Origin of the sequence: Acinetobacter sp. YH12255, from assembly GCF_013417355.1 — a bacterium.
Lineage (GTDB): Bacteria > Pseudomonadota > Gammaproteobacteria > Pseudomonadales > Moraxellaceae > Acinetobacter > Acinetobacter pseudolwoffii.
Window position 1 is genome coordinate 1 of sequence record NZ_VPEC01000042.1, and the last position, 17,631, is coordinate 17,631.

Consider the following 17,631-nt stretch of genomic DNA (forward strand, 5'->3'; position numbering starts at 1 on the left):
GGACAAGCATCGTCATTTTATTATGGTCAGCCTCAGGGTGAAGTGTGTCTAATCAACAGGGTTTTCGGTCTCTAAGTACTTTTTAAAGGGAACATCATCGACTCAAATCTCTATTTGCAACAGTGCCATTAATAGTCCCATCGAAAAGAAGGAGTTTCTTTTCTTTTGTATTAATAGAGTTTTGAAATGATTGGCTACATGCTAAGTAGTGACGTTCTTCAAAATCTGAGATAGCTTGCTTTTTCAACGATTGAGTAGGATATACAGATACCGTATAAGCATCCTGAACAATAAAGAAGATTTGATTTTCTTCTCTTTCTCTTGCTTCTTGATCAGTCATATTAGCTGTAACTGACATTAACTTTTCCGTAGCTTCAGAAGCTTTCAAACCTAATTGTCTGTATGTTTGGGCTAAAGAAGCTACTGTTTCAGCTTTTTTACAATGAGCTTGAGCTAATTCATATACTGTTTCTGAATAAGCAGAAGTACCAATACAGGCTATGAGTAAGGATAGAGCTATCTTTTTCATATTTAGAATCTACTTCTTTTTAAATAATTCATTATTTAAAGCATCTAAACAAGATGTATATGTGTGTTGTCCGAAACCTGTAATAACATTATTCCGTTTAATTTGATCATTAAAAACAGGAGCTTGATATGCATCGGAAACAATAACGAATACTGAACCGTACCGGGTTTGTCGGAGACTTTTTATTTAAGTTAGGCCGCCTGACCTAACGGGTTAATCTTATCATTGTACATTGCTTCAAACTCAAAAGGCGATACATTGTCAACGGCATTCTAAAATTGACCCCTTTTACCTTACAAATGGCAAAGTAAAATTGACCCCTGAAATCAGAGAAAGAGCGGTTCAATTACTAATTGAATCTGAAAAAGATTATCCTTCTACTTGGGCAGCAATCACAGCTATTGATCCTAAAATCGGTTGTACTCCTGAAACATTGCGTGTTTGGTATCAAAAATATTTAGATCAACAAAATCCTGTCAAAATACAACAGATATCTGATCAAGAAAAAATGAAGGGTAATCCCCCCCTAAAATACTAGCTCTTTAAAAGAGGCAGTATTATGCTTTTACAACATGGTGTTTAACTTGAGAAACTGAATTTAAAACAATCTACTGTAACTCTTCCAGACAGATATGAAATTAATCCACCCCTAGCCCTTTAAACACCGCATCTACCGGATCTGCATAGAAGCTGGTCTGGAACTTGGTAAACAGTTCCACAGGAATCGTTGGGATATCTGCCGCACTACTCATTGGCAAAGCAACCTTCTTGGCACCCGCATCAAAAGCAACTTGCAGACATTCGGCAATACTTTCCACCGGTGTCACAGAACCACCCAAGCTCATATCACCCAGTACCACCATCTGACTTTGAACCGATCGTCCTAAGAGGCCAGAAGCGAAAGCCACTAAACTTGGCAGAGCAAGATGGCTGAGCGGGCCGGTATTCTGTAACTCCACCACATGTAAGTGGAAGTCATGTTCCAGTACCTTACTGCCCCCCGAGATCCGGGATGCATTGGCCTTGAAGTAATCAAAAGCAATCTTGACCTGTTCTTTGGCACTACTTGAATTCCATAAGCCAGATGTCGCCAATTTTCCTGAACCTTTAGTGACTTGCAGTTCTAAGCGGTATAAACCTGGCATGCCCTTATTACTGAGTCCGATGGTATACAGAAAACCTGGTTTAGCAGGACCTTCGGGAATAAGTCCGCCACCCCCCTGCTCTTTGACTGAAACAAAATGTTCTTCTAAGGTATCATTATCGATATAGCTGAAATGCACATCATAGAATTCCATGCCACCAATTTTTTTCAGCTGCTCTTTGACCCGACGGCGCACCTGCAGCGCATATTCCAGACATTGGCGTACATCTTCTTTATTAAACTGACCGTGTGGGTAAAGCAGCTTCATCAATCCAGAAACCGTCTTGCGAACGGCGATCACATCACGCTGATTCAGGTTATTCCCTAGCTTGAAGTACTTCTCAATGGCATCCGCAAAACTGCGCTTGCGCATTTCCCGGAAGAATTCAGCAAGATAATCAACGATTAGACCATAACGGTTGGTAAAGAATTCCGGACGCATTTTTGGAATTTCCCAACCCGGGATATAGGCATGAAAGCGATCAAAGAATGCTGAATCGATCATTGCTTCAGGAAAAGGAGCCAATAAGTGGCTAGTCTTCACCAAGGATTCAACACTTTGGTTAATATTACCCACAAAAACCATCGAAGCAGAGGCTTCCATCTGTTCACGACCACGGGCAAAAGATCCTGAGGCCATGTAGTCTTTCATGATCTGTACGCCATCTTTGTCCTTAAAGGAAATACCGGCAACTTCATCAAAAGCTACCACATCCCATAAGCCCACCAGACCAATACGGCGGCTACTCATGTTATAGAACAGGTTGGCGACAGTCGTTTGCCCACCGGAGACTAAAATACTATTTGGTGAACACTCTTTGTAAATATGGCTTTTCCCGGTACCGCGTGGTCCCAGTTCACAAACGTTATAGTTATTTTCAACGAACGGAACCATACGCGCTAATAGGTGCCATTGCACGTCCTCTTTTAACGAAGCCGGTTCCATGCCGATCGAACGGATTAAACTCTCGCGCCACTGATCAGTGCTTAATGCTGCTCTGCCACTGAAGAGTTCATCCATATTCATATTCGGCATTTGAATCGGCTTGAGTAAACTCACCCCAAATGGAGAACTAGTCTGTCCTTCTTCAAAATAATAACTGAGCGTAGCAATGACCCAGATACCACCAACAAGTAATTTTTCATACTCTTTGACGATGCCTGCCGAGATTTCGGCATCTTTGATACCTAGATTACTAAAGGAGGCTTCGTATTTGTCCTTACGCTCATTAAGCTTCACCGTGACCCGATCAATGACTTTATAACTGCCACGTTCACGGACCAGGGATTTCACCTTCTCGGCTTCATCCGGTCGGACATAATTCTCAGCCAGTACGGTCTTTACGTTACGTAGTCCCTGTTCAATGATCTCTGGATCATCCGAGGCACAGTACATCCCTAGCAGGTATTCGAGTACATAGACCGGGACATTGGCCCCTTCTTTGATCAGTTTAGTCAGATCCTTACGTACCACCCGCCCAGCAAAGTGTTCATTCAGCAGCTGATCCAGTTCTTTATCGTTAGCAGATTCCATGTAGGCTACGCTCTATCGTTAATTCGTTATTAGAAGAAGTCATCGGTAAATGCCAAATCAATGGTGACCTTATAGCGTTGCATCTCGATATTAAGGTCTTTGTCCTTCAGTACCAGGAAGTAATCTTTCTTACGGTCAAAATCAGTGCCAGACAATGACAATCTGACCTGTTTGACCCGATCGGCAACAGAGTCGGTACTGCTATCAAAAGTCAAAGTTTCTTCACTGGAAACTTTGAGATCCCCATCATAAATGGCAATGGATAAAGTCACTGGCATGACCAGCTCACTGACAGCTTCAGTTTGCATCAAATCAAACTTCTGGATGTTATTGACCATCTTCAGCGTGGATTTGGTAGAAATGACCTCAACTTTACGCTTGGTCCGCTGTCCAGCCTTTTCACCACGTAGCTGTTTTACAGTCAGTACCGGCACCACAATTTCCTGAGGCATGATGCCGCCATGCACGAAACGTGAGCCTCCTACAAAATGGAAACGGTTCGCCCCTTTTGGAATCCAGAAATCAGTCGCAGATAATGTGCCTGCCGTAGCTTGGGTTGAGCCTTTCCATGCTTCCTTGCTCTCTGGTAAACCATGCCCAATCACATAGCGTTTTTTGCTCTTCAATGTATTGGCAGGTTTTCCAGTCAAGCTTGAACGATCCGCAGATTCCAGTTTACTTTGCTGGAACAGGAAGCCATGGTCGGCTGTAATCAACAGGGTAGAAATATTGAAGTGCATTAAGATTTTGCGGCTGAGTTCGGTCAGCTCTTCAATGGCATGTTCTACCGCCATAAAGGTTTCTGATTCTGTCGAGGCGCTGTCACCGCGTGCATCAATCACGTTGTGATAAACGTAAATCAGCTCATGGTCTTTGAGTGCTTCACGACCTTCATCACGCGACCAGCCTTTTACCATTTCAGCGGTTACTGCCAATCCATTATAGGCCGCCAGAATTTTGGATCGTGCTGCAGTCCCTTTGCTGGACTGCCCATCTACTAAAACATCATCCCCTGCGGCCTCTTTGTACTCCAAAGTCTGATGCGGCAACAACGAGGCCATGCCAAGTGTGGTGTAACTTGGTACAACACCCAGCTGTGAAGACAAGGTCGCTTCAGAATAACGCTTTTCATTGATACGATCACGCAGCTCTACCGCAGCTTCATAACGGAAAGCATCACTGATAATTACCACAATACGGCGTTTCGTTGCAGAATTGAGTAAGGGTCTGACGTGGGTATCGTAGAAGTTCTGCTGATTTGGGATATCTGCCACTTTCCAAACATTCAAGCGTTGCTCAGCTTCAACCCGCTCTCCCCAGTTACGTGCCAAGTGGTCAATAAACCAGTAGGAATAGCAATTTTCGACTTCTTCATCGAGTTTTTTCAGGATATCGACATGAGCTCGTTGTGAGGCGGCACTGTAGTGGCGATAGGCTATATCAAAGCGATACAACTCCTGCTCGTAGGCTTTATACAAGGCTTCGCTGGAGTCGAAATAGAACCCGGAATCAAACTGCTGTCGCAGGCTGAACAGGTCAATCGCTGCCTGCAACGCTGTATAGACGGTGCGATATTTACGGCGTGTCGCATCATCCTTATGTTTGGAAGCCCAATAGCCATCCAGACGGGTAGAAATAATCGTTCTGAAATGTTCCAGTTCAGCTTTGGTTGCTGCAGGGATCTGGCTGGCCAGATCAACAATGATCTTTTGTTCAATCACTTCAAAAGTCATGACATCGAGCAGCTGCTCCAGATCAAAGGCCCCGACCTTCTCCTGGATCCGCAGTGCATTGGCCACGGTCTGGGAGAGTGTATCGAAGGTTGGGTAGTATTTAGAACTGTCTCTCCAGCGCGACAAAAAGGCTCTAGCCGTCGCACGGGAGCTGACGGATGACATCACCAGTTCCTGAGCCCATACGGGGATATCGCCCAAGCTTTCACAGAAACCTGTAGTCATCAAACGGATAAAGAACGTACCGAGCTTGAATGGTGCTTCCCCATTCAACTCTTCAACCGATGCTGGATAACCAATTTCCGCCTGTAATGCCGTGACCAAAGCCGGCACCAGTTGGAATTTTTCCAGTTCAGTAAAGGAGTCTGGATTGACTTCCAGAGCCAGATTCTGCTGTACCATTTCATCTGCCAGTGCCAGAACGATATGCATCAGCTCGGCACTATCAGCCTTGACCACAGCCGCAATCATGGCCATATCCAGATCCTGTTCATCTGCATCAGGCTGGATATAGCGTTTCAATGTACTCAGACGGGCTTTGGCTTTAAGGAATTCTTCACGTTTGGCCAGATGTTCTCTTAGACTCTGCTGCTGTAAACCCAGCTCATTGAAAATAATCGAGAAACGATCGGCATAGAAGCTGCGAGAATATAGCTTAATGTCCAGTAACCAGTCTTTTTCAGTTTCAGGCTCAGCACTTGGGAAATACAGCAAGTATTTACCCTGCTGATCCTCAAGTTCCAGTTTAAGCTTAATCGCCAGACTCGACTCTTCTGCCATATTCAGAATCTGGACATCATTCAGTTTTAATGCCTGTACTTCTTCGCTGAAGGACTGTTCTGCATCGTACCAAAAGACAATTCGATGCTGTTCAGTATAAAAGGCTTGTTCCAGGCCTTGCTGAAGTTGATTTAAGTTCATGCAAACACCTCTGCATGATCTCGTTCGCAAGAAAAGCTATTCATCACTTTTCCCCCGTCACTGCTTTGACTTCAGCCAACAAGTCCCCAAACTTGCCATAGTTCACTTTCACCCCATCATCTAGATCCAGTGAAATATGCTGATCGGCATAATGGCGCAGTTTTTCTTCAAAGCTACTCAGTTCAGCCTGTTGCTTATGCAAGTCTTGCAGTTTTTTCTCGATGCGTTTGATTTCAGCCGCAGAGTCACTGCTTTCTTTTGCTGTTTCCAGAGAATTAGCATAAGCAGCCATTTTGGAAATCAGCGGCATAACGTATTCAGTACGCATACGTGCCAAGGTACTTTCGTTATAGCGGTGCAAGTACACCAACGCCTGGAAAGCCCCCTGTTTACCACTGCTAAATAACCAGTAGATCGGACGCTTTTTATAGGTCTGCATATGGTCTTTATAGAACTTACTAGCAAGATAACGGCGAATGGTGTCTTCTGCTGTTTCACTGGCTTTTTTGTCCAAGCTTTCTGCCAACCACAGCATATTAGCGTCTAGTGTGTCTTTACCCCAAACCGCAGTTAAAAACTCTCGAATACGATGTGTTGCATCATCTTCAAACCAATGCATTTCGGTCAGTGGAATAATGCCGTCTGCATCGGCTGGGAATCTTTGATACCGGCTGGCATCAAAGTCTTGATTGCCTGCATGGGCATAGATCAGGCCTGGTTCATCTAGACTATAACGTCCCATCATGCAGCCAAGGGCATAAGACACTAAACGCTGGCTGTCTTTTTCACGGTCAGCACGAGTAAGGGTGATTTGTTCATCAGGTACATCTGGAGTCAGTTCATCCTCTAAACCATAAGCCTCAATAAACAGCTTGTTGTTTTCTTCTTCCAGACGTTTCATTTCAGCCACGGCGTCAGCATTTTGCTTTTGCCATGCATTAAAGGCTTGTTCTAGATTTGGCTGTTGCGTACAAATAATTGGGTTCCGAGTAAAGTCCCATGCTGTTTCGTAGGAGTTCCAATCATATGTGGATAGTTCTATAGCTTTTTCCACTAGAATATCCAAAGTGTTATATGAATCTTTTATTATGGGAAGATTTAAAATATGCCCTAATTTAAAGTCCATTGTTGGAGCTAACATTCTAATGAAATGATTAGTAATAGATGAGTTCAAAAAAGCTAGGATTTTTTTACTGTTGGATTTATCTATAATAAAGCCCATCGGTCCTTTTGCATCAAACATATAACCAGATGGAACAAAGCGTACAGCGAATGTACCGCTTGAAATGCCGGACCATGTAAAACCAGATTGAAAACCGTATTGACCATTATAGTTATGTGAACGTATCCGACCTGTATCAGAATCTATAAGATGTTTAACCTCTTCTCCATCATTGTACCAATTAACAATATATTCACGATTACCAGACCAGCGTCTAAATTCACCACCTTTGATATATGGAAAAAATTTCTTTTGGCTTTGATATGCTTCATTATTATTTCTAATATTGAATCCAATATTATTTAAATCAACTTCTTGCCATAAACGTAGAAATTTTTCATTACTTCCTGTCGTGAGTCCTTCTCTTGTCTTAACTAATAATGACAGCTTATCAAAACTGTTAAATATTTTTAAAATATCCTCACTAGCCCAATAAGCAATAGGACTACCTGGAATTTTCTTAAAGTCATCTGGTTTTGCAGTCTTTAATCGCTCATTTTGTACAGGAAATTGTTTTGGAATTCCGTATTCACTTAGGTCATCATTTTCACAATAAGAAAAACTACCTGCATAATTGCTAATATACTTATTTAGCATGATGGTAGCAGCCGTACCAAAGGCAATTCCCATTACCCCATTGCCCATATGCACCATACAAGACAAAGTCCGATCCTGTAGCAACTTTTCACGCATTGCTTCATAAGAGGACAGGAACATCCAGCTTTGCATAGTGACCATGCTATTAAAACCGCTGTCCTTACACCAATCGAAACCACGTTCAATAAACATGGCAAATAGGTCTGACTTGCTGTTAGGGAATTTTTTCTTCGCAAAATCTTTAAGTGCTGGATTCATCCCCTTACCACCCATATATGGCGGGTTAGCAATTACAGCATCATATTGTTTAGCGAGTAATTTAGCTTGCTGTACTAAAGGTAACAACTCTTGTGCTGACTGTTGCGCAAAAATATCCCCTGATTCTAAAGCTGTGTTTAGCTTACTTTCTAATTCAGGTAGCTTTTGAGAGAATGTTGCTGGTACCTGAATCAAAGAACCAAACGTTGAAGAGTGTTCAAATAATTCCAGTAACTCTTTTAAATCTGCCTGCGCAATACCAGTGTTTGCCAAATCCTGACTCAATGCGTCTAAACGTTCCGGCTGACTGTCTTGTAGCGCAATAATATTCAGCTTCGGTGGATTGCTAAATAAACGGCGGTCATCCTCACGCGCTTTCATTAACAATGCAAAACTAGCTAATTGTGCTGCACGGGTATCAATATCAATCCCGTATAAATTCTTTTCTAAAATCAAACGTGGAATATCGCGGCTACGGTAACCACGTTCTAAGTAAATCGCTTTGAGGCAATCATAAGCTTCCACCAGAATATGCCCCGAACCACAGGCAGGATCCAGTACCGTAATGCTTTCAGGGTTTAAAGTATCGCCATCTTCACTAATCCGGACATCAATCAGCTGTTTTAACTGGGCATTGACTTCATCGGTCTGTTCCGCTGGCTGAATATAGTATTCCCATTCACTGGCCAGCGTACTATCAGGCTGTGCCATCATCCATAAACGGCCGACACTGTTTTGCACCAGATATTTTACAATCCAGTTTGGGGTAAATAGCTGTGTCGCAGCTGGAATGTCTTCACTCTTGACGACTTTACCAATCACCTGATCTTTCTTTTCAGAAATATAGAACTGATACAGCCAGCCAATAATCTGTACATCCGACCAGTCTTCTTCCGGAATGCTGCTGACCAGATCACGAATCAAGGAGTCGGTTTTGGTTAAATTGTCAGGAAGTAACAGTTCAGATTCATCAGACACCTGTTCGAACAGGAGTGGCATGACTTGATTCAATGCATGGCATTGGGCCAGTAACAGTTCCCGATACAGCTCTTCGTCTTTATTGCCATCAAGCTTGAGTTCAGCCACACGGCTGGCATCTAAACCTGGTAGGTCAATATCCAGACATTCTTCCAGAATCTGTGGCAAGCCTGCACTACCATCGGCACTACTCAGTACACGGCGACCATGATCCAGTAAGCCTTTGCATTCCATATAGCGAATCGCACAGAGACGGTTAAACCAACTGTAAGCGATATAATCAATCGTCTGCTCAAAACTGCTGGTTTGAATGCGCTTGATCAGCTTGTCACGAGATTTCATGACGGATAGCGGAAAAACCTGATCGCCAATCAGCAGCAAGTCGCCTTTCTGTTCAGCCGGTAAAATGCTGTCTGCGGTGATGCCATATTTGGCGGCCTGCTTGCGCATCGCTGCGATAAAATCGTTACGTGCTTGCGGTGCGTATTTTTTAATATTACTGGTATTCATGTTAAAACCTTTAATTAATGACTGATGCCGATATCCCTAACCCAAGTTAGCGAATACGCACACGCTTTTTGTCACCCACAATTTTTTTCAATTCAGCTTTGAGTGCGTCTACAAACTGATCTACTGACTCTTCTGTTTCCAGATAGACACTACTTGAGCTTTTGCTGTAAATGCTGGCGACATCGACTTCGACAACAGGTTTCGGTGGCACTACGGCTGTCACAGGCTGTACCGGACTCGCAGCAGGTGCTGATGTAGCTGGGCTGGAGGTGGTTGCAGTGTTGGTTACACTCTCGGCTTTGCGCTGAGCCAGTTGTGCCGCTTTGGCCTGACGCTGGATTTCCGCCTCAACTTCGCTCTCCAGCTCATACAAGGCTTCATCAAAACGCTCGACGGCGGTTTGGGTTTGCAGCATATAGATGGTGGACAGGCTAGTTTCCACTTCAATATCCGTTTTCAGCAGTTGTAGTGGCCGTAATAGCTTGTTACTCAATTCAGCGGTAGCGATACCACTGTTTTTAATCTCGGCTTCCAGCTGCTTGATTTTGTCATCAATGTGTTCTATCGCCTGATTGCGTTTCTCAGTCAGCAATTGCTCATTGACGCTTTCCACTGTACGAACCAACTCTGCCACTTTATTTAACAGGCCATAGGGCGATTCAAGGATGGCAATACGATGTAATTCGGAGAGGGCTTTTTTTGCCAGCTCATCACTACCCAGCGCCTGTTTGTTTTTCTCAAAATGACGTAAGGCCTGTTGCAGTTGCTGCCAGCTCGGCATCTGGTTAGTGAAGAACTCATGAATATCACGGTAGTCTTCCTCCAGATCCAGATAGTCGTCCTTGTTATCAACCACCGCTTTAAAGAAATCGAAGCTGTCGCTATTGGCCAGCAGACGTTCCAAAGTCAGAATCGACTTTTCAATCACTTTCTTGCCCGGGAACTGTCCGACATCAGTTTTACTCTTATAGGACTTAAAGTTGGCTAACCAGTTTTTAAAATGTTGGGTATAGAATTCAAACAGCTCTTTTTCTGTCGCTGGCCCCATGGCCGAGAATAGGTCTTGGGTGAGTTGGCGTGCCTGTTTCAACACCTGATCATCAGTCTGGCGCTTTTTAATAATGGAAACATCACGGCGACGGCGGCTGTTTTGTAAAGGCTCAAAGGCCTCTTTCAGCTGCAAGCTGCCGCCATTTAACTGCAGTGAAATCCGCCCCATTGCCGCCAACTGCCCCACCAGCAGTAAAATCTCGGCATCCGGCCAGCCATAAGGACGTTTGGCAAAACGATCTATCACATCTGAGACTAGAATACGCTCTGTACCAGTGGCCCGTAGTGCAATGTACTGCTCCACTTCCTGTAGGGCTTTGGGATTGCTCTGACCGCCATCCAGAGACAATCCGAGCTGCGCCATATCATCCACAGTCAAGACGGCGTTCAGTTCACGCCAGGCATCCTGCTGATAGACCTGCAGATAGCTCAGTTTGGTATAAGTGTTTTCCAGCAAATAACGACAAGCCTCATCCAGCTTGGTGGTTGGACTTGAAGATGAAAGTTGTAGATGTTGACCCAAGGCATAACTTTCCGCGTCCAGCAACATTTCTTCGACCCGGACACGCAGACGTTTTTTGCGTTCCTGGTTCTCACGGCCACGGTCTGCCAGAATACGGCTGATATCGGACTGAGTGCCATCATCATTTAAACGGATGAATTTATTGGTTTTCAGCCAGGTGCGCAGTTCATTAAAGAACTGTTTATCGTCTGCCAGTTTAAACAGCACTTGTCCTTCGGCCTGAGTACTTTTACCAATACAGTAAGCTTCGGTGTAAAGATTGTATTCCGTATCCAGCGGAGAAATGATTTCAACTTTCAAATCGCTCTCATACTTGCCATCCAGGCTATGGCTATCTAGGAAACGACCAATCTGATAGTCCATCTTGTTGGCTTGATGGCGGTATTTGTTCTGATCGCGCAGTAAATCTTTAAAGATCAGATTGGCTAACTCTTTATTTTCTTCTGAAGCTGCTAAGTCAGTGGCTTTAATTTTTCGGGTGATATCGCGTTCTTCATTGGTCAGGAACAGGAACTCATCACCATTCCTCGTAATCAGGCTCTCTTTTTCCAGACGTAGTAGGCTTTCTTCAATCCGCTTGCGTAATGCCAGCTTATCTTCATCAATTTTCTCAATCGACAAAGTCACCAGGTTATCCAAGGTACCTTTGATGATATCGACATAGCGGATCATGAACAGGGTACGCAGCATCTGCACATCAAAACCATCCAGGGTCTTATTCTGCCCTGCCTGGTCGATGGTACGCTTCACTGCTGTATCCAGAAATCCTTCGACTGAAGTATAGAAGCGGTGGAAAGGAACCAGAGCCCCGACTTCATCTGTGGCAATCGCATTCGCGGCCATCTGGAATGCATCTAGCATAGATCGTTCACCATAGGCCAGATGTGCACCGGTCGCACCGACTTTACGGATTTCTTCAAAAACTTTCTGCACCAGTTGAAAATGATACGGCGCAAAAGGATAGTTATTCACAAAGCTGTCAGGACCATCGAAATTTTTCAGTGTTGGTCCTGAACGGTCAAAGGTAATCTGATTTTTTAAGATATCGCCCTTTTGCTCAAACACCGATCTGAGCAATGCTTCTGCTTCTGGGGTTTTACGTAATAAACGTTTCTGGATGACTTCATCGGTATTGGAACTGGACAGTGATAAACGGGTTTTAAAACGCCCAGCAATCTTGGAGAAGTCATTGGCTTTGGAAGAAGACATCTCACCTAAAACAGCATCGATGTCTGCCTGTGAGGTCACGATAATCCAAGCGCGGCCTTTACAGATCGTACCCAGGTTTTCAGTAATGGTTTGCAATGTCAGCATCAAGCGGGTATCGCTGCCAATAAACTGCCCCACTTCATCGACCAAGAACAACATGCGTTGCTGGGGTCCTTTGCTGTCCAGGTATTCTTTCACCCACTGACAGAAGTTTTCAACCGAAACACTAAAGGTCTGCTCAGAATCCTCAAACCACTTGTGTGCCGCTTCAGCAGATAAGTTGAGGGCTTGGGAAATCGCGGTTTCGACATCATCCTGATAGAACTGATAGCCATCACGTTCTTCTAGCCAAGACATGCCGCTAGATTCTTCAAAAGCCTGTTTAAAGCGCTCATACACCCCTTTCTGACTCAGGTGGCGCTCCATATGGGCAATATGTGGATGGTCAGCACTAAAACCCTGATACTCGTTAAACACCCGTAAAAACACATTCAGAATCGGATTGCCGTCATCATTGGAGCTGGCTTTACTGTCGATGTTAAATAGGATGACATCGGCATGATGACTAACCGCTTTACCAATATCCGCACGGATAAACGCATCCCGGATTTTGCTTTCATCAAAGAATTCTGCAGCACTGCGTTCGTTACCTTCCGCGTCACGTGCCACTTTATTGGCCAGAATATAGGACAAGGTTTTCAGAAAATGCGATTTACCTGAACCAAAGAAGCCAGAAATCCACACGCCGACACGATTGGCAATCGAAGGGTCGCTGAGGTCTGTACCATAGGACTGGAAAAAGTCACGAAAATGCTTTTCCAGCTCATTGGTGACCACGTACTCATCCAGCTCCTGGTAAACCGTGGCATTATCATCCTGATCTGCCTTGACCACCCCGTTAATTGCACGATCTAATGGCTTGTAAAAAAGTTCTTTAATATTCATCTCAATCAATTCCCCGAATTTTTATGGCTATTTGTCGTGCTTATGGCACTAATCTGAAGGCTCTGTAGTAATTATTGCTTGGAATTTTTCCAAATAAACTCATGGCCTGACCGTCGTAATACCCCGGATAAAACAATACGACTGGTTTATGCCCCAGCAAGGAATGCAAACTGTTTAACAAATGATGTGCACGTAATAGTGGCCAAACCGACCCCACCCCGGTCATCAACACTATATCTTGCTCATTGGTGGCATATTTGCTCACCAGATACGGCGCAAACTTATCCATATGCAGTGGACCTTTCAGAGCCTTGAGCAGTGCCTCATCGCCTTTGGCTTTTTGCATTTGGATCGCTTTATCAATGAAATTGCGCTCATCCAGATAATCCACCACTGCTTGTAGCAGATTAATATTCACCACCTTCAGCTGACTGTGTTTTTTCTCCAGCATCCCTTCCAGAAAATGAAGATATTCGCGGACTTTCAGCTCATCTTCAGGTGCATAATCAAAAATCCAGAAGCCAATTTCATTACCCAATCCTTGTCCAGTGAGAAACTCAGTGGAAAGAATTCGCTCTGGAATCTGGTTCAGACGCTCATGTATTGTTTGACTCATTGCTGCCCCTCTACAACTAACGCGTCCATACCGACACTTCCATAGATCTTTTAATGCGTTGTTTATAATGTTCTTCCAACAGGCTACGCAGCTCTGCTCTGACGATCACGCGCTGCAACTCCAGCTTACGGGTACTTTTTAAGTAACCGGCTTCTGCCAGCATGCGAAACACCACCTGCCCCATTTTTTTCTTGCTGGACTCTTTCCAATCACAGATATCCGGATCGCGTTGTGAGCGTTCATCCAAAAAATCTGACCAGATATAACTGTCCAAGTGTTGCGCCTGGGAGATATAGGCATCCCTCATCACCGTTTCCATAAACTCAAGCAGCAACAGGTTGCGTTCCAGTGCGCCACAAAAGGCCACCTGGGTCGCCAGCTCATCATCCCCATCACACAAAGCTTTCCAGAAATCAGGCTCTAAGCGCTCCAGACGCTTACGAATAGCGGTGGCATTGCGTTGAGCTGAGGCTGCGGTTCTTTTTTGCAGAATATTGTCAACCTGAATGGCCTGATGCCATTGTTCTGGAGTCGCCTCTCGTAATAACAGATCCGCGATCAGCCGGCTTTCACGCACCATCAGTGAGCCACCAATTAGGTCACTGTCATAATGAAATTGTTCTAACATAGCCAATCTCCTATGAAGCTTGATCAAACAGGTAAGACGACAGCTTTTCGATATCTGAACCTTGTAACACCAAGGGATATTTCAAGGCATCATCCGCCTCAGCCAGCGTGATCGCGGCCTGATATCGCTGCAAAGTATAGTGAGCCAGGGCTTTTTTCACCGGAATCTGTAATCTGCCATCGGGCATGCCGAAGTCTTTTTCGACCAGCGCTTTTTGAGCTTCATTCAATTTTGGATTAGGGATCAGCGTCAGTATAACTTCTTCATGCCAGTGTTGATCCTGAACAGGGTCTACTGTATCAATCGCCACCACAACAGGTGTGCGATCAATCCTGGAGAGTAAAAAGTCCTTAAACTGCTTGCTCTGATGACAATAGGCACGGACATGCCAACGGAATCCGGTATACACCAGGGTATGCGGGGAAATCATGCGCTCATGCCACTGTGGTTGATGCATTGAGGCATAAATAATTTTGAGACAGCTTCGTGTTCGACAGGCACGCAACACTTCCCTGATGACTTCAGGACGCACACTGCGATCGGGTAACTGTACCGCTGAGAGATTCGGTTCTGGTGTCGCAATCAGGGCATGCGATTCACTGACCAAACCCGAAAGCATGTTGAGATACTCATTGATATGCGCTGTAGTCAATACCGGTTGAAAACTGGCTTTAGGCACATAGCCTTTTACTGATGGATCATGAATCAAGGCATCTGGGTTATACAGCGTATTGTAACGCTTGATATCCGCAGAAGCCTGCTGTCGACTGAGCCCAAACCAGCTCATTAAACGATTGGTAACCAAACGACCTTCCCAGTAAGCAAGCAGCTCGATCGCTCGCATTCGTAGCAGGACTTCATGCTTATCTGTCGTCATATACCAATCAGTCAATAAATAGCAGCTTTAAGATTACCCTACAGCAAATATACAGTAAACATTTTTGACGGTATTTAAAGGTAGTATTGCAATCACCAGATAAAAAATATACGAAACCATTGTTTAGAGAAAATAAAAAAGCACAATCATGTGATTGTGCTTTGATTTTTAAGTGTGGCTTAATGGAAAAGTGAAGGAGGGCTAGATTCGCTATTGTATTGATTTTGGAAGTTAAACTGTCAATCTAGTCTTCGAAAGAACTTTCTAATTCTTCCAGTTCAAACATCAATTCAAACATCTGTTCTTCATTTTGTTTAAGTTCAGTGTTGACTTGAGTTTGCTCATTCATAATTTTGAGCAATTCATCTTTGCGTTGGCTGTCATAAATACTACTGTCGGCCAGCGCATTCTCGATTTGACTAAGACGTTGCTGTAATGTGTTGATCTTCGCTTCATATTTTTCAATATTTTTACGAATAGGGCGGCTCATCTCACGGCGACGAGCAGCTTCTTTACGCTGAGCTTCTTTATCAACCTTGGACACCACTGTTTTTTCAACAACTAAGGACTGTACGGCTGCTGTTTCAGGTCCTTTTTTTATCAATTCAATTCGTGCTTGACGTAACCATTGTGCATAATCTTGTAGGTCACCATCAAAACTCTTGGCCTGAGCATCGTGAACTAAGATGAGTTCATCACAAACACTGGCGATCAATTGACGTTCGTGCGAAACCAAAACAACTGCACCTTCAAAGTCTTGTAATGCCATTGTTAATGCATGACGCATATCTAAGTCGAGATGGTTAGTTGGTTCATCCAAAATAAGGACGTTCGGGCGACGCCATACGATGAGTGCGAGAGCAAGACGGGCGCGTTCACCACCTGAAAAACTCTCACTTGGGGTATCCATACGTTCGCCACTAAAGCCAAAACTTCCAAGGAAGGAGCGTAATGTGGCTTCACTAATTTTTTGATCAGCAATACGAGAGAGTTGTAGCATCGGACTGGCATTGCCATCTAATGCATCCATTTGATGCTGAGCAAAATAACCGATATTTAACAACTCAGAAGCCTGACGTGTACCTTTGAGTAGTGGCAGGTCTCCAACTAAAGATTTGATTAGTGTTGATTTACCAGCACCATTCATCCCTAAAAGGCCAATACGGCTGTTGGGTGTAATTTGGAGATGGACGTTGGTGACAATGAGTTTATTGTCATAACCAATATCTGCCTGATCCAAGATCAATAATGGCGTACTCATCTTGGTGGGTTCACGGAAACTGAAGGTGAACGGAGTATCAACATGAGCGGGTGCAAGTTCTTGCATGCGCTCTAATTGTTTGATTCGGCTTTGAGCCTGACGTGCTTTAGTGGCTTTAGCCTTAAATCGGTCAATAAATTTTTGTAAATGTTCGCGAGTTTCTTGTTGTTTCTCAAAAGCTTGTTGCTGTTGTGAGAGTCGTTCAGCACGAGTTGTTTCAAACGTTGAATAGTTACCTGTATATAAGGTCAATTCTTGGTTTTCGATATGTAAAATACGATCAGTAATCGCATCTAAGAAATCACGGTCATGTGAAATCAGAACTAAAGTCCCAGGATAAGCACTTAACCAGTCTTCTAACCATAAAATGGCATCTAAGTCTAAGTGGTTGGTGGGTTCGTCGAGTAATAATAAGTCTGAACGACTCATCAAGGTGCGAGCTAGATTGAGTCGCATACGCCAACCACCTGAAAAACTGGCAACATCGAGTTGTGATTGGTGTTCAAAAAAGCCGAGGCCAGCCATTAATTGGGAGGCTTTGGCAGGTGCTGAATAACCATTGATTTCATCAAAGCGGCTATATAACTCAGCAAGTTCATGATCATTGAGCTCGGCAGGATTATCGAGTTGATGTTGAATACGCCAATATTCTTCATCTCCAGATAAGACGAAATCGATGGCCTTCATATTGAGTGCTTCGATTTCTTGTGCCATATGTGCCACAGTCCAGACAGCAGGGCGTCTTAGACTACCGCTATCGGATTCGATGCCACCTAAGAGTGCAGAGAATAATGTGGATTTACCGGCGCCATTGACTCCAGTCAAACCGATTTTCCATCCCGGATGTAATTGCATGGATGCGTCTTTAAATAGCACACGTCCACCGCGACGTATCGAAAGTTGTTCTAACTGGATCATGAAGGCTTAAACTACTATGCAAGGTCAAATGGGCCTAGTTTAATAGATATCAGAAACCTTTGCACGAATAAACACACAAAAGTTCATTAAATTGGTATAATACAATAAAATCAATCACCTAGCAAAAAACACGACTATGGCATGGAAACAAACAGGGCAACTCTCCCTAGCAGACAGT

At 44.1% G+C, this 17,631-nt stretch carries 9 protein-coding genes and 2 pseudogenes; 2 read left to right on the top strand and 9 right to left on the bottom strand.

Translation table 11 applies throughout. From position 1 onward, the window contains the following. A pseudogene (locus tag FTV30_RS13395) lies at window positions 1-75 on the top strand (IS6 family transposase); the annotation flags it as partial. A 19-nt stretch (window positions 76-94) separates the two neighbouring features. Here FTV30_RS13395 and FTV30_RS13400 read toward each other — a convergent pair. After that, window positions 95-529, bottom strand: coding sequence for a hypothetical protein (locus tag FTV30_RS13400; protein WP_100355917.1), 435 nt, complete (start codon window positions 527-529; stop codon window positions 95-97). 277 nt (window positions 530-806) lie between these two features. On the opposite strand from FTV30_RS13400, the pseudogene FTV30_RS13405 reads away from it, so the two are divergent. Then, window positions 807-1,043, top strand: a pseudogene (locus FTV30_RS13405) (hypothetical protein); the annotation flags it as partial. A 124-nt stretch (window positions 1,044-1,167) separates the two neighbouring features. Here FTV30_RS13405 and brxL read toward each other — a convergent pair. The 8 genes from brxL to FTV30_RS13445 form a co-directional block, all read right to left on the bottom strand. Next, the gene (brxL, locus tag FTV30_RS13410) at window positions 1,168-3,207 is read right to left on the bottom strand and encodes a protease Lon-related BREX system protein BrxL (RefSeq protein WP_005021615.1); all 2,040 of its coding nucleotides are present in this window, start codon (window positions 3,205-3,207) and stop codon (window positions 1,168-1,170) included. Between the two features lie 29 nt (window positions 3,208-3,236). Next, window positions 3,237-5,861 (bottom strand): BREX-1 system phosphatase PglZ type A, encoded by a 2,625-nt coding sequence (gene pglZ / locus FTV30_RS13415; protein ID WP_100355918.1) that lies wholly within the window; start codon window positions 5,859-5,861, stop codon window positions 3,237-3,239. A 43-nt stretch (window positions 5,862-5,904) separates the two neighbouring features. Next, window positions 5,905-9,426: a BREX-1 system adenine-specific DNA-methyltransferase PglX gene (gene pglX, locus FTV30_RS13420; RefSeq protein ID WP_100355919.1), complete on the bottom strand. Its 3,522-nt coding sequence runs from the start codon at window positions 9,424-9,426 to the stop codon at window positions 5,905-5,907. A 46-nt stretch (window positions 9,427-9,472) separates the two neighbouring features. After that, window positions 9,473-13,153 (bottom strand): BREX system P-loop protein BrxC, encoded by a 3,681-nt coding sequence (gene brxC / locus FTV30_RS13425; protein ID WP_180001763.1) that lies wholly within the window; start codon window positions 13,151-13,153, stop codon window positions 9,473-9,475. 40 nt (window positions 13,154-13,193) lie between these two features. Next, entirely contained in the window at window positions 13,194-13,769 is a 576-nt protein-coding gene (locus FTV30_RS13430) for a DUF1788 domain-containing protein (RefSeq protein WP_100355921.1), read from the bottom strand. Between the two features lie 16 nt (window positions 13,770-13,785). Next, window positions 13,786-14,397: a DUF1819 family protein gene (locus tag FTV30_RS13435; protein ID WP_100355922.1), complete on the bottom strand. Its 612-nt coding sequence runs from the start codon at window positions 14,395-14,397 to the stop codon at window positions 13,786-13,788. A 10-nt stretch (window positions 14,398-14,407) separates the two neighbouring features. Continuing rightward, on the bottom strand, window positions 14,408-15,274 hold the full coding sequence (locus tag FTV30_RS13440) for a WYL domain-containing protein (protein ID WP_100355923.1): 867 nt from the start codon (window positions 15,272-15,274) through the stop codon (window positions 14,408-14,410). Between the two features lie 244 nt (window positions 15,275-15,518). Further along, window positions 15,519-17,453: an ATP-binding cassette domain-containing protein gene (locus tag FTV30_RS13445; protein ID WP_180001764.1), complete on the bottom strand. Its 1,935-nt coding sequence runs from the start codon at window positions 17,451-17,453 to the stop codon at window positions 15,519-15,521. Window positions 17,454-17,631: the final 178 nt, after the last annotated feature.